This window comes from Pseudomonas arvensis, from assembly GCF_056688935.1.
Genome location: NZ_CP162038.1, coordinates 247,331 through 259,788, shown reverse-complemented (window position 1 = coordinate 259,788; position 12,458 = coordinate 247,331). Strand labels below are relative to the sequence as shown.

The 12,458-nt window shown below is 59.1% G+C and carries 12 protein-coding genes and 1 pseudogene; 8 read left to right on the top strand and 5 right to left on the bottom strand.

Going from position 1 to position 12,458, the window contains the following annotated elements; genetic code table 11:
• Nucleotides 1-122 precede the first annotated feature (122 nt).
• Both AB3G88_RS01230 and AB3G88_RS01225 read left to right on the top strand, forming a co-directional pair.
• On the top strand, nucleotides 123-605 hold the full coding sequence (locus AB3G88_RS01230; protein ID WP_112192950.1) for a hypothetical protein: 483 nt from the start codon (nucleotides 123-125) through the stop codon (nucleotides 603-605).
• Nucleotides 606-891: 286 nt separating this feature from the next.
• The gene (locus AB3G88_RS01225) at nucleotides 892-1,248 is read left to right on the top strand and encodes a DUF1493 family protein (protein ID WP_078731107.1); all 357 of its coding nucleotides are present in this window, start codon (nucleotides 892-894) and stop codon (nucleotides 1,246-1,248) included.
• A 110-nt stretch (nucleotides 1,249-1,358) separates the two neighbouring features.
• Here AB3G88_RS01225 and AB3G88_RS01220 read toward each other — a convergent pair whose 3' ends face one another.
• Nucleotides 1,359-2,900, bottom strand: coding sequence for a phosphoenolpyruvate carboxykinase (locus AB3G88_RS01220; protein ID WP_032884949.1), 1,542 nt, complete (start codon nucleotides 2,898-2,900; stop codon nucleotides 1,359-1,361).
• Between the two features lie 179 nt (nucleotides 2,901-3,079).
• Entirely contained in the window at nucleotides 3,080-3,982 is a 903-nt protein-coding gene (gene hslO, locus AB3G88_RS01215; RefSeq protein ID WP_480452864.1) for an Hsp33 family molecular chaperone HslO, read from the bottom strand.
• 167 nt (nucleotides 3,983-4,149) lie between these two features.
• Between hslO and AB3G88_RS01210 the strand changes: the two are divergent.
• Nucleotides 4,150-4,287: pseudogene (locus AB3G88_RS01210) on the top strand (phosphatase PAP2 family protein); the annotation flags it as partial.
• Nucleotides 4,288-4,357: 70 nt separating this feature from the next.
• Here the strand turns inward: AB3G88_RS01210 and AB3G88_RS01205 are convergent.
• Entirely contained in the window at nucleotides 4,358-4,765 is a 408-nt protein-coding gene (locus tag AB3G88_RS01205; RefSeq protein WP_003236026.1) for an RNA-binding S4 domain-containing protein, read from the bottom strand.
• Nucleotides 4,766-4,881: 116 nt separating this feature from the next.
• Here AB3G88_RS01205 and rimA point away from each other — a divergent pair, with 116 nt between their 5' ends.
• The 3 genes from rimA to rimK are packed head-to-tail and all read left to right on the top strand — an operon-like array spanning nucleotide 4,882 to nucleotide 7,059.
• Nucleotides 4,882-5,661, top strand: coding sequence for a S6 modification regulatory phosphodiesterase RimA (rimA, locus tag AB3G88_RS01200; RefSeq protein WP_480452862.1), 780 nt, complete (start codon nucleotides 4,882-4,884; stop codon nucleotides 5,659-5,661).
• Nucleotides 5,662-5,674: 13 nt separating this feature from the next.
• Nucleotides 5,675-6,157, top strand: a complete 483-nt coding sequence (gene rimB, locus AB3G88_RS01195; protein WP_099584405.1) for a retropepsin-like aspartic endopeptidase RimB — start codon at nucleotides 5,675-5,677, stop codon at nucleotides 6,155-6,157.
• A complete protein-coding gene (gene rimK / locus AB3G88_RS01190) occupies nucleotides 6,154-7,059 on the top strand; it encodes a 30S ribosomal protein S6--L-glutamate ligase (RefSeq protein WP_003171022.1) in 906 nt (301 codons plus the stop codon). Before rimB ends, rimK begins: the two co-directional genes overlap by 4 nt.
• A 128-nt stretch (nucleotides 7,060-7,187) precedes the next feature.
• On the opposite strand, the gene AB3G88_RS01185 is transcribed toward rimK, so the two are convergent.
• Nucleotides 7,188-8,501 carry an ATP-binding protein gene (locus tag AB3G88_RS01185; RefSeq protein ID WP_099584404.1) on the bottom strand — a complete coding sequence of 438 codons (1,314 nt, stop codon included), beginning with the start codon at nucleotides 8,499-8,501 and terminating at the stop codon, nucleotides 7,188-7,190.
• Between the two features lie 116 nt (nucleotides 8,502-8,617).
• Nucleotides 8,618-9,358 (bottom strand): osmolarity response regulator transcription factor OmpR, encoded by a 741-nt coding sequence (ompR, locus tag AB3G88_RS01180; protein ID WP_099584403.1) that lies wholly within the window; start codon nucleotides 9,356-9,358, stop codon nucleotides 8,618-8,620.
• Between the two features lie 357 nt (nucleotides 9,359-9,715).
• On the opposite strand from ompR, the gene AB3G88_RS01175 reads away from it, so the two are divergent.
• A complete protein-coding gene (locus AB3G88_RS01175; protein WP_480452859.1) occupies nucleotides 9,716-12,052 on the top strand; it encodes a Tex family protein in 2,337 nt (778 codons plus the stop codon).
• Nucleotides 12,052-12,435 (top strand): PaaI family thioesterase, encoded by a 384-nt coding sequence (locus AB3G88_RS01170; protein WP_099584401.1) that lies wholly within the window; start codon nucleotides 12,052-12,054, stop codon nucleotides 12,433-12,435. Before AB3G88_RS01175 ends, AB3G88_RS01170 begins: the two co-directional genes overlap by 1 nt.
• The last annotated feature ends 23 nt before the right edge of the window (nucleotides 12,436-12,458 follow it).

Below are 12,458 nucleotides of genomic sequence, written 5' to 3'. Positions count from 1 at the left end.
GGAAACAACCAAACACCGTGCAAGCCTATTCCTAAACTGCAAAAAACACCTGCCCGCCCCTCTACAGGCCCCCCTATTTCTGACCGAAACTAGCGCTCTCTCAATTTTTTCGGCAAAAAAATGTGAACATCGAACGGACTCAACACATCGGCCATTACGGCGTCACGTTCACTGTGATTCGCCTTACCGTTTTACCTGCCAACCGACAGGCACTGGCAAACCTTTGTTTATTGGAGGCCGGCCCTTCAGCAAACGAAGTTCGCTACCGCCTGATGCGCCTTTACGAAAAAATGCTTGCCCGTGATTTACCTTGCAAGATGACTGTCGCAATCTCCAAACCGCTGACCCGGCGCCAGGCCGATTTGCTTAATGAACGTGGAACCATCGTGGCAGGGTTGATCGCCAGTGCTGTTTCAGCGCCCATCAGCCTGGCATCACCCTTTTTGGGAGCCGCCTCAGGTGGAGCAGTTGGCCTGAAAGTGAAAGATGTCATTCGCAGCTATCACGCCGCAGACGTCATCATCGGCATAGACGCACAAGTAAACGGCGGCATCGGTCCTCAACGATCGTTGTCAGCCATGGTCCGAAAGTTCCAGGGAGGATAATAGGGTGACCGAATACTCTCCCTGGATAACTCTTATCATCCTTGTAGTACTTGCCACTGTATTGGATAGGAAACTGAAGCACCCCGTGATCAGAAAATGGACTGGGTTAGCCCTTATGCTTACAGGACCCACACTTTTATTCAGCGCCACGTCCTGGATAACACAGTTACCATTCTTCAGTTTCCCGATCATTGCCTTCATCACAGGTGTCGATCTCTTATTCACCCAAAACAAACACAAAAGATCACACAACCATCCCCTTCACCCACTCCTGCGTGCCCCAACCATGAACCTGGCCCCCAACTTCCCCGAAGACCCCGCGATGCAACAGTTGTTGCAACTGCTGCACGAAGAAATCGGCCTGCCGAAACACAAGACCCTCCGCCTGCAAACCTCGATCAACTTCGACCTGGGTTGCGACGGCAGCGAGGCCAAACAACTCATGGAAGCACTGGAACAGGATTTTGGCGTCGACCTGGGCGATTACGACGCTTATCGTTACTTCAACCCGCCGATGTTCGACGTGTTCATGAAACACCGCGCCAAGGGCCGTGGCGAAAAAGTGCCGCTGACCATCGGCATGCTCTACCTGGCGATCAAGACCCACAGCTGGGACACGCAGACACTGGAAAACCTGAGCTGAACGAACACCGACTCCAGGCACGCCGCCCCTCCCATATTGAATCTGCGCTATAACCGTTCGCGCACAAAAAAGCCGCCCACAAGAGGCGGCTTTTTCACAACATGCGAATCTTACAACTTGGGACCTGCAGCCTTGATCGCATCGCTCACTTCAAACTTCTTGAAGTTCTCGATGAACAGACCGGCCAACGCCTTCGCCGCTTCATCGTAAGCCGCCTTGTCAGCCCAGGTGTTACGTGGGTTCAACAGGCCGGTTTCAACGCCCGGTACGGCCAATGGCACGTCGAGGTTGATGGTGTCGAGGTGCTCGGTTTCGGCACCGATCAGAGCGCCGCTCTGGATCGCTGCGATCACGCCGCGCGTGGTCGGGATGTTGAAGCGTTTGCCGACACCGTAGCCGCCGCCGGTCCAGCCGGTGTTGACCAGGTAGACCTTGGAGCCGAAGCCGCGGATGCGCTTGATCAACAGCTCAGCGTATTCACCAGCCGGGCGCGGGAAGAATGGCGCACCGAAGCAGGTGGAGAAGGTCGACTTGATGCCGCTGCCCGAACCCATTTCGGTCGAGCCCACCAATGCGGTGTAGCCGGACAGGAAGTGGTAGGCCGCTTGCTCTTCGCTGAGGATCGAAACGGGCGGCAGCACGCCGGTCAAGTCGCAGGTCAGGAAGATCACTGCGTTTGGCTCGCCGCCCAGGTTCTTCTCGGAACGCTTGGCAACGTGCTCCAGCGGATACGCGGCGCGGCTGTTCTGGGTCAGGCTCACGTCGGCGTAGTCGGCGTGCTTGGCGTCGTCGATCACGACGTTTTCCAATACTGCACCGTGCTTGATGGCTTTCCAGATGACCGGCTCGTTCTTCTCGGACAGGTCGATGCACTTGGCATAGCACCCGCCTTCGATGTTGAACACCACACCTTCGCCCCAACCGTGTTCGTCGTCACCGATCAGGTAACGGCTTTCGTCGGCCGACAGGGTGGTTTTACCGGTGCCGGACAGGCCGAAGAACAGGGTGACGTCGCCCGCTTCGCCAATGTTGGCGGCGCAGTGCATCGGCAGTACGTCGGAAGCCGGCAGCAGGAAGTTCTGCACCGAGAACATGGCTTTCTTCATTTCACCGGCATAACGCATGCCGGCGATCAGCACTTTTTTCTGTGCGAAGTTGAGGATCACGCAGCCGTCGGAGTTGGTGCCGTCACGCTCTGGCACGCACTCGAAGTTGGCCACGTTGAGCACTTGCCATTCGTCACGGCCGGCCGGGTTGTACTGGGCCGGGTTGATGAACAGGCAACGACCGAACAGGTTCTGCCAGGCAGTCTGGGTGGTCATCTTCACGGCCAGGTAGTGGTCTTCGGCAGCCCCTACGTGAACGTGGGAAACGAAGTGCTCCTGCGCGTTGTTGAAAGCCTCGACGCGAGCCCACAGGGCATCGAACTTGTCGGCCGGGAACTTGCGGTTGATCGGGCCCCAGGCGATAGCGTCCTGGGTGGAAGGCTCTTCAACGATGAAACGGTCAACCGGCGAACGACCGGTGCGGTGACCGGTTTCTACGACCAGTGCGCCAGTATCGGCAAGCACGCCTTCACCGCGCTGCAGGGCTTCTTTGACCAGATCGTCAACACTCAGATCGGTGTATACGGCGTTATTGGCTTGCGTCATGAGGTTCCCCGTCGGCCTATGGCCGAGTGCTCCAAACGTTTTGTAGTAGAAAGTTGCGCACTACTACCGCGAAAAAAGTGGGCCGGATTATGCCAGAAAAGCCCAAAAAGAGTAGGGCCCTCCCGTCAGAACAGCGCTATCTCGGCATTTCTCAGGTGATTTACCTGTGCTTAAACGTTTTAGTGGCGGGTGTCGGATGGGGTGTCGATGCCTGCGCCGGCAAATAATTGGGCGACATCGGCAGCATCAAACAGATAGCGCTGGTTGCAGAACTGGCAGTCAATCTCAATATTGCCGCCGTGTTCTACCACCAGGTTTTGCGCATCTTCCAGGCCCAGGCTGACCAAGGCGTTACCTGAACGCTCGCGGGAGCAACTGCAATGGAAGCGCAGGTTTTGCGCATCAAACAGGCGCACAGGGTCTTCGTGGTACAGGCGGTGCAGGATGGTTTCGTTGTCCAGGCCCAGCAGTTCTTCGGCTTTCAGGGTGTCGGCCAGGGCGATAGTGTGCCGCCAGCTTTCAACGCGATCATCGTCGTCCTTGATGCGGTCAGCCGGCAGTTGTTGCAGCAGCATGCCACGGGCGCGCTTGCCGTCGGCATTGAGCCAGAACTTGGTGCCGACTTGCTGGGACATCACGAAATAGTTGGTGAAGCATTCCGAGAGAGTTTTGCCGTCGAGGTCGACGATGCCCTGGTAGCGCTGGCCCACAGTCGGGTCGATGGTGAGCGCCAAAACGCCGTTCGGCATCAGGTCAGCCAAGGTCGCGTCCGCAGCGATCTGGTCGGCCTCGTAACGGGCCAGGCCACGGATGTCACGCTCGCTGGAGCACTCGATCATCAGCAGCGGAATAGGGCCTTCGGAGCGGGCTTGCAGGATCAGCAAACCGTCGAACTTCATGGTGCCCACCAGCAACGCCGCAGCGGCCATCAGCTCTCCGAGCAGTTGCGCGACTGGCTCCGGATAGGCGTGCTTGGCGAGGACTTCGGCATAGCTCAATTCCAACGAAACCATCTCGCCGCGGGCGTCGCTCTCGTCGAAGATGAAACGTTGGGTGAAGTCGGTATCCGGTAGATCAGTCATAGGTCTGGGTATCTGAATTGATGACGAATTGATTACAAGGTTTATAACGTTAAACGCTTTAGCACCGTTTTGGTGCGGCCTTCTCCTGAAAACAGAGAGCGTGAATAGGGCGAAGAGGGACAGTTTATGAACAATCCGGGTTTGTTCCAAGCCAAGTGGAACCTCCGGCGACGGGCTGGGGTTATTACACGCCGTTTGCGGCAGTGGCGTCGGGAATGCTGAGGCGGGCAACGACGCCGGTGTTTGGGCTGATGGCCAAATGGCCATTGATCGGGCGCTTGAGTTTTCTGCGCGCACCCCATTAGCACCACAGGCTACATCTGGGAGCGCGCTACCTCCCACACGGGATCTGCTTTTGACTGGTAATTGACGCAGTTAGTCGTCATTGCCACTGCCGCGAAACTTGAACAGATCGCGACGCTGCTTCTTGCTCGGCTTGCCATCGGTGGTCAGGCCTGAAGCCCCCGCCTTACGCATCGCCGCAGCATTTTCGCGCTTGGCGATGCTGGCTTCAGTCTCGGCGTAAAGAGCCTGAGCCTCAGGCGCACCACGGCGCACGATGGAAAGTGCCTGGACCACGATGGTTTTTTCATCAAAACCGGTACGAATCTGGAACTCATCGCCGACACGCGGTTCCTTGCCCGGCTTGCAGCGCTCGCCGCGATGGTGCACCTTGCCGCTCTCGATGGCGGCCTTGGCCAGGGCACGGGTTTTATAGAAACGCGCCGCCCACAGCCACTTGTCCAGACGGACCTTTTCTTCCTCTTCCTGCTTTTGAGCCACTTGAATTCCTCGCTCTGAAAAATGTCGCAACTTTACCGTTGAAACCCTTCGACGCATAAACCCCAAGGCTCACCTAAGATACGCCAGATAGCATTCTGTTTTCGCGAGGATACGCCGTGACCGACTTTCCCACTTCACTCACCTCGCCTGACCAGCGTTGTGTAGGCTGCCAACAAAACGAACCTTTGGGTTTCGATTTTGCTTTCGCCTACCAGCCAATCGTAGACCTTCGGGACCATTCGATTTTTGCCCACGAAGCCTTGGTGCGCGGTCCACAAGGCGAAGGGGCGTTGGCGGTGCTGGACCAAGTCAACGAAAGCAACCGCTACCGCTTCGACCAGCGCTGCCGCACCCAGGCGATTGCCGGTGCTGCCGCCCTGGGGATGCAAACCCACCTATCCATCAACTTCATGCCCAACGCCGTGTACCGTCCGGAGTTGTGCATCCGCAGCACCCTGGAGGCGGCTCGCGCGCACAATTTCCCGCTGGACCAACTGATTTTCGAAACGCTCGAAAGCGAGCATGTAGATAACTATCGCCATTTGACGAATATTCTGCGTGAATACCGCGAGTTCGGCTTCAAGACCGCCATCGACGACTTCGGCGCGGGCTATTCGGGGCTGAATCTGCTGGCTGATTTCCAACCTGACTTTATCAAACTCGACATGGCGCTAATCCGCGACGTCGACCAGGATCGTGTCCGTCAGGTGATCGTCAAGGGGATTGTCACAATCTGTGAGCAGTTGAGCGTTACTGTCATCGCCGAAGGCATCGAAAGTGCCGGCGAACGCGACTTTCTGTCTGACTGTGGAATATTTCTGATGCAAGGCTATTGGTTCGCCAAGCCTGCATTCAAAGCAATGGCCGAGGTTTCACCGAAAGCCTGGGCGAATTGATCGGTTACTCATTTTGAAGACATTTGACCATTTGACCGTTGTGGGTCTGCGTGAGTGGGTGGCACTTCCCGACTTGGGAGTGGCAGGCCTGCGCGCAAAGATCGACACCGGTGCCAGCACCTCAAGCCTGCATGCCACCGATATCGAGCCCTTTGAGCGTGACGGTGAGCAGTGGGTGCGCTTTACCGCGCACCTGGGCACTGTTGTGCAACTGCGCCACCGCCGCTGTGAAGCGCCCCTGGTGACGATGAAAACCATCAAGAGCTCCAACGGTCACGCGCAGGTGCGCTATGTGATCAGCACCACCCTGGCGTTGGGGGATCGGGTATGGCGGGTGGAATTCACCCTGGCCTGCCGCAAGGCCATGCGTTACCGCTTGCTGCTGGGATCCAAGGCGCTGATTGACGGCCAATTGGTCGTCAACCCAGGCATCAAGTACGTTCAAGACAAGCCGGTGTTCCCGGTCTCTACTATTTCTGCCCCAGGTGCTGCATGAAGATTGCTGTGCTGTCGCGAAACCCGCGTCTGTATTCCACCCGCCGCCTGGTCGAGGCCGGCACCGAACGTGGCCACGAAATGGTGGTGATCGACACGTTGCGTGCCTACATGAACATCGCCAGCCACAAGCCGCAGATCCATTACCGCGGCAAACCGCTGGAAGGCTTTGATGCCGTCATCCCGCGTATCGGTGCTTCGGTGACGTTCTATGGCTGCGCGGTGTTGCGCCAGTTCGAGATGATGGGGGTGTTCCCCTTGAACGAATCCGTGGCCATTGCGCGCTCGCGAGACAAACTGCGTTCGCTGCAACTACTGTCCCGCCGAGGCATCGGCCTGCCAGTCACCGGGTTTGCCCACTCCCCCGATGACATCCCGGACCTGATCGAGATGGTCAACGGCGCGCCGTTGGTGATCAAGGTACTGGAAGGCACCCAGGGCATCGGCGTGGTGTTGTGTGAAACCGCAACGGCAGCCGAATCGGTGATCGAGGCGTTCATGGGCCTCAAGCAGAACATCATGGTTCAGGAATACATCAAGGAAGCCGGTGGTGCGGATATCCGCTGCTTCGTGGTGGGCGACAAGGTCATTGCGGCGATGAAGCGCCAGGCCAAGCCTGGAGAGTTTCGCTCCAACCTGCACCGTGGCGGCAGTGCCAGCCTGATCAAGATCACCCCAGAAGAGCGCATGACCGCATTGCGGGCGGCCAAGGTGATGGGCTTGGCCGTGGCGGGTGTGGATATCCTGCGGTCAAACCATGGGCCGCTGGTGATGGAGGTGAATTCGTCGCCGGGGCTGGAAGGGATCGAGACCACCACCGGCAAGGATGTGGCGGGAATCATCATTCAACACCTGGAGAAAAATGGTGGGCCGAATATGACCAGGACTAAGGGCAAGGGCTAGGGCTAGGGGCTTGAAGCCGTAAGGGTAAAAAAACTGTGGCGAGGAAGCTCGCTCCCCCGCCACAGGCACCGTGTTAGCGGACTGGCATTAGGGCAAGCACCCTCCCACATTTTGATCTGCGTTGTTTGCTAAACCGCGTCTCTGGGTAGCATCAAACCAAGCGGCAAACGCACCCGCGCCTCAAGGCCGCCGCCTTCGCGGTTACGCAACTCAACATTGCCGCCATGCATCGAGGCAATCCGCCGCACTATCGCCAGCCCCAACCCAGTGCCCTTGCCTCCACGGGCGCGGTCCCCACGGGTAAACGGGTTGAAAATACCTTCCAGCTCCGCCGGATCGATCCCTGTTCCGCGGTCCATCACACTCAGCACCACATAGGGCGCGGCACTGTCGCCCGATACGTACGCAGCCACTTCCACGTCCGAACCCGCGTGATGCAAGGCGTTGCCGATCAAGTTGTTCAGCAGACGCTTCATCGACACACGTCGCAACGCAAACGGCTGGATCGGCTCAAGGCGCATGCGCACCTGTTCGCCGTTCTGGTTGTAGGGTGCGACCACTTCGCGCACCAGGTCCGTCAAATCGACTTCCTCAACCACCTCGTCGCGGCCATCGCGGATAAACGCAAGGAACTGGTCGAGAATCGCATCCATGTCCTCGATGTCACGGACCATGTCGTCGGTCAGGTCGGTATGGTTGCCCATCAATTCCAGGGACAATCGCAATCGCGTCAGCGGCGTGCGCAGGTCGTGAGACACGCCGGCCAGCATCAACTCACGTTCGCGTCCGGCCTGTTCGACGTCCTCCGCCATCTGGTTGAACGCGCCGTACACTTCGGTCATTTCACTGGGCGTATCACTTACCGGCAGACGGACGCTACGCCCCTGGCCCAATTGCCGGGCGGCAAACACAAGCCGTTTAAGGGGCTGGTTGAGCTGGCGAACGAAAATCCACGCGGATGCCGTTGAAAGCAACCCGATCGCCAGGAACCAGCCCAGCACGTTCCAGATCTTCTGCCCCCGCAACGGATGGGGGTATAGCGGCACTTTCAGCCAGTCCTCACCCAGGCTCGGCGCACGCACCCACAATGCCGGAGACACATGCATACGCAGACGGACCTCGGTGTCTTCACCCAGTTCGGCCTGCATTTGGCGCTGGTAAATCTCGCTATAGGGCCAATGCTGCTCGCCCTCGGGCACACCCGCGCCCGCCACGCGCACCAGGGTGGCGGCCTTGGCGATCTTCTCGCGGTTCTCGGGATCAGCGGCCCAGTAGGCGCGCAGCGTCAGGGCGACACCGTGGCTGTACTGTCGATCCACCAGCACATCTTCGTTCATCAACAGATAAACCAGCGTAAGTGCCTTGGAAAACAGAACGACGATCAGCACCAGCCAAAGGGTGCGGGAAAAGAAACTTTGTGGGAACCACAGCGGGGTTTTCATAGATGACAGCTGGACACCTTGCAGGAACGAACGGCGCTCGCAGAATTGCAGACGCCGGGCATCCCGTCGACCCTCACGGAGTCAAACGCCAGAATGCCCGCCGTGCAAATCATCGATCACTTGGTGGCGGTGCCATCCGGCACGAACACATAGCCCACACCCCAAACCGTCTGGATGTACCGTGGTTTGGACGGGTCCGGCTCGATCATCCGGCGCAGACGGGAAATCTGCACGTCGATGGAGCGCTCCAGGGCGTCCCACTCCCGACCACGGGCCAGGTTCATCAGCTTGTCGCGGGTCAGCGGCTGACGCGCGTTCATCACCAGGGCCTTGAGCACTGCGAATTCGCCAGTGGTGAGCATGTGCACTTCGTCGCCACGCTTGAGCTCGCGGGTGGCCAGCGACAGTTCGTAGTCGCCAAAGGTAACGCTTTCATCTTCGCTGCCCGGCGCGCCCGGTACTGGCAGTGCCTGACGGCGCAATACGGCCTTGACCCGCGCCATCAACTCATCCGGGTTGAAGGGTTTGGCCAGGTAGTCATCGGCGCCCAGTTCGAGGCCCTTGATGCGGCTCAGCTCATCGCCCTTGGCAGTGAGCATGATGATTGGAATCTGATTGTTCACGCCGCGCAGGCGCTTGCAAGCGGTCAGACCGTCTTCGCCAGGCAGCATCAGATCGAGTACGACCAGATTGAAGACTTCGCGCCCCAGCAGGCGATCCATCTGCTCGGTGTTTGGCACCGCGCGGGCACGGTAGCCCTTGGAATTGAAGAATCGCTCCAGCAGGCTGCTCAGCCCCGGATCGTCATCTACGATGAGAATTTTTTCGCCTTCAGCAGTTTGTGCAGTGCTGCTCATTGGATGCTCCTCTTATCTCGGCGCGCATTATGGCCTAGCTGCCGTTATACGCACCGTGTGCATTGTTAGCAGATTTTTCCTCGACTGCCAGCAAACCCGCGCCGTACAACCACTGGCGCAGTAGCCCTCAAGGACAGAACGCTGGTTATAATGCGGCGCCTCCGTGCAGGGCAATGTCAGATCGTTACCGTTTACTGCCGGGGCTTTTTTTACCCGCTTGCGGTGATTTTTTCGATTTCGAGGGTCAATAGGCAGCCTCTTGACCCAGGCAGCGGCGCCCGTCAGGCCGCTCAACCAGCCGCGCAAGGCCTTGTTTTCCGGGCCTGCGAGCTGCTTCTAAGAATTTCAGGTGGATTTATGGACAGCATCAACAGCCGCATCGCCGAAGAACTCGGTGTACGCCCCCAACAGGTCGAAGCGGCCGTCGCTCTACTGGACGAAGGCTCCACGGTGCCCTTCATCGCCCGTTACCGAAAAGAAGTGACCGGCAGCCTCGACGACATCCAACTGCGTCACCTGGAAGAGCGCCTGCGCTACCTGCGGGAACTCGACGAACGGCGTATCAGTATCCTCGCCAGCATCGAGGAACAGGGCAAGCTGACCCCACAGCTTGAGCGCGACATCAAGCTCGCCGACACCAAGACCCGCCTTGAAGACCTCTACCTGCCCTACAAACAGAAGCGTCGTACCAAGGGCCAGATCGCCCTCGAAGCCGGCCTGGGCGAGCTGGCCGACGGCCTGTTCAACGACCCGTCGCTGACCCCGGACACCGAAGCTGCTCGCTTTATCGATGCCGAAAAAGGCGTCGCCGACGTCAAGGCCGCCCTCGAAGGCGCCAAGTACATCCTCATGGAGCGCTTCGCCGAAAACGCCAGCCTCCTGGAAAAACTGCGTACGTACCTCAAGCAGGAAGCCAGCCTCAGTGCTCGCGTCATCGCCGGCAAAGAGGAAGAAGGCGCCAAGTTCCGCGATTACTTCGAACACGATGAGCCGCTCAAGAGCATGCCGTCCCACCGCGCCCTGGCGATTTTCCGTGGCCGCAACGAGGGCATTCTCAGCTCCGCGCTCAAAGTCGGCGACGAGCTGCCGGGCAGCATGCACCCGTGCGAAGGCATGATCGGTCAACAATTCGGCATCCAGAACCAGAATCGTCCTGCGGATAAGTGGCTCGGCGAAGTGGTGCGCTGGACCTGGAAGGTCAAGCTCTACACCCACCTGGAAACCGACCTGCTGGGCGAATTGCGTGATGGCGCCGAAACCGAAGCCATCAACGTCTTCGCCCACAACCTGCACGACCTGCTGCTGGCCGCCCCGGCCGGCCCGCGCGCCACCCTGGGCCTTGACCCTGGCCTGCGCACCGGCTGCAAGGTCGCGGTGGTCGACGCCACCGGCAAGCTGCTGGATCACGCCACGGTTTACCCGCACGTGCCGCATAACAAGTGGGACCAGACGCTCGCGATCCTCGCCGCCCTGTGCGCCAAGCACGCGGTGGACCTGATCGCCATCGGCAACGGCACCGCCAGCCGTGAAACCGACAAGCTGGCCGCCGAGCTGATCAAAAAATACCCAGCCATGAAGATGACCAAGGTCATGGTCTCGGAGGCAGGGGCTTCGGTGTACTCGGCGTCGGAGCTGGCGTCCAAGGAATTCCCGGACCTCGACGTGTCGATCCGTGGCGCCGTGTCCATTGCCCGCCGCCTGCAGGATCCACTGGCCGAGCTGGTGAAAATCGACCCTAAATCCATCGGTGTCGGCCAGTACCAGCACGATGTGTCACAGCTGAAACTGGCGCGTGGCCTGGATGCGGTGGTGGAAGACTGCGTAAACAAGGTCGGCGTGGATGTAAACACTGCCTCGGTCGCGCTGTTGGCACGTATTTCCGGCCTGAACACCACCCTGGCGCAGAATATCGTCACTCACCGTGACGAGAACGGAGCGTTCAAAACCCGCGCCGCGCTGAAAAAGGTCGCACGCCTGGGTGAGAAAACCTTCGAACAAGCCGCTGGTTTCCTACGCGTAATGAACGGTGACAATCCGCTGGATTCGTCGGCCGTTCACCCGGAAGCGTATCCACTGGTCCAACGCATTGCCGCCGAAACCGACCGCGACATCCGCTCGCTGATTGGCGACGCCGCGTTCCTCAAGCGCCTGGACCCCAAGAAGTACACTGACGAAACCTTCGGCGTACCGACCATCACCGACATCCTGCAAGAACTGGAAAAACCCGGCCGCGACCCCCGCCCGGAGTTCAAGACCGCCGAGTTCCAGGACGGCGTCGAAGACCTCAAGGACCTGCAACTGGGCATGATCCTCGAAGGTGTCGTCACCAACGTGACCAACTTCGGCGCTTTTGTGGATATCGGCGTGCATCAGGACGGTTTGGTGCATATCTCCGCGCTTTCGGAGAAATTCATCAAGGACCCACGCGAAGCGGTGAAAGCCGGTGATGTGGTCAAGGTCAAAGTCATGGAAGTCGACATTCCACGCAAACGCGTCGGCCTGTCGATGCGCATGAGCGACACCCCCGGCGAGAAAATCGACGGCGCCCGTGGCGCACGCCCAGGCTCGGCACCGCGCCAGTCGCAGAACCGCTCCGAAAGCAGTCAACCGCGCAAGGAAACCGCAACTGCAGCGCCAAGCAACAACGCCATGGCCTCGCTGTTCGCCAACGCCAAGCAGTTGAAGAAACGCTGATGGAAATCCCGGCCGGTTTGACTCAGAGCGCGTTCAGCGAACTGATCGGCTGCCGCCTGCAACACCTTGAAGAAGGTGTTGCACAGGTGGCCCTGACCCTGGAGCCGCACTTGCGCAACCGTGCGGGCAAGCTCCATGGCGGGGCGATTTTCAGCCTGGTGGACATCACCATGGGCCTGGCCTGTTCCAGCAGCCATGGTTTTGACCAGCAGAGCGCGACCATCGAGTGCAAGATCAACTACATCCGCGCCGTGGAAGACGGGGATGTGCTGTGCACCGGCCGGGTGATTCACGCCGGCCGGCGCACGTTGGTGGTCGAAGCCGATGTGTATCAGGACGAAAGACTTGTCGCAAAAGCACAGGGCACCTTCGCTGTCCTATAGCTCCCCACCCTCGATTTGAGTTA

What these genes read in the sequence shown, in the direction of transcription:
- AB3G88_RS01225 (WP_078731107.1), top strand. Translation starts at nt 892, where the DNA reads ATGAACCTGGCCCCCAACTTCCCCGAAGACCCCGCGATGCAACAGTTG.
- AB3G88_RS01220 (WP_032884949.1), bottom strand. Translation starts at nt 2,900, where the DNA reads ATGACGCAAGCCAATAACGCCGTATACACCGATCTGAGTGTTGACGAT.
- hslO (WP_480452864.1), bottom strand. Translation starts at nt 3,982, where the DNA reads ATGACTGATCTACCGGATACCGACTTCACCCAACGTTTCATCTTCGAC.
- rimK (WP_003171022.1), top strand. Translation starts at nt 6,154, where the DNA reads ATGAAGATTGCTGTGCTGTCGCGAAACCCGCGTCTGTATTCCACCCGC.
- AB3G88_RS01185 (WP_099584404.1), bottom strand. Translation starts at nt 8,501, where the DNA reads ATGAAAACCCCGCTGTGGTTCCCACAAAGTTTCTTTTCCCGCACCCTT.
- ompR (WP_099584403.1), bottom strand. Translation starts at nt 9,358, where the DNA reads ATGAGCAGCACTGCACAAACTGCTGAAGGCGAAAAAATTCTCATCGTA.
- AB3G88_RS01175 (WP_480452859.1), top strand. Translation starts at nt 9,716, where the DNA reads ATGGACAGCATCAACAGCCGCATCGCCGAAGAACTCGGTGTACGCCCC.
- AB3G88_RS01170 (WP_099584401.1), top strand. Translation starts at nt 12,052, where the DNA reads ATGGAAATCCCGGCCGGTTTGACTCAGAGCGCGTTCAGCGAACTGATC.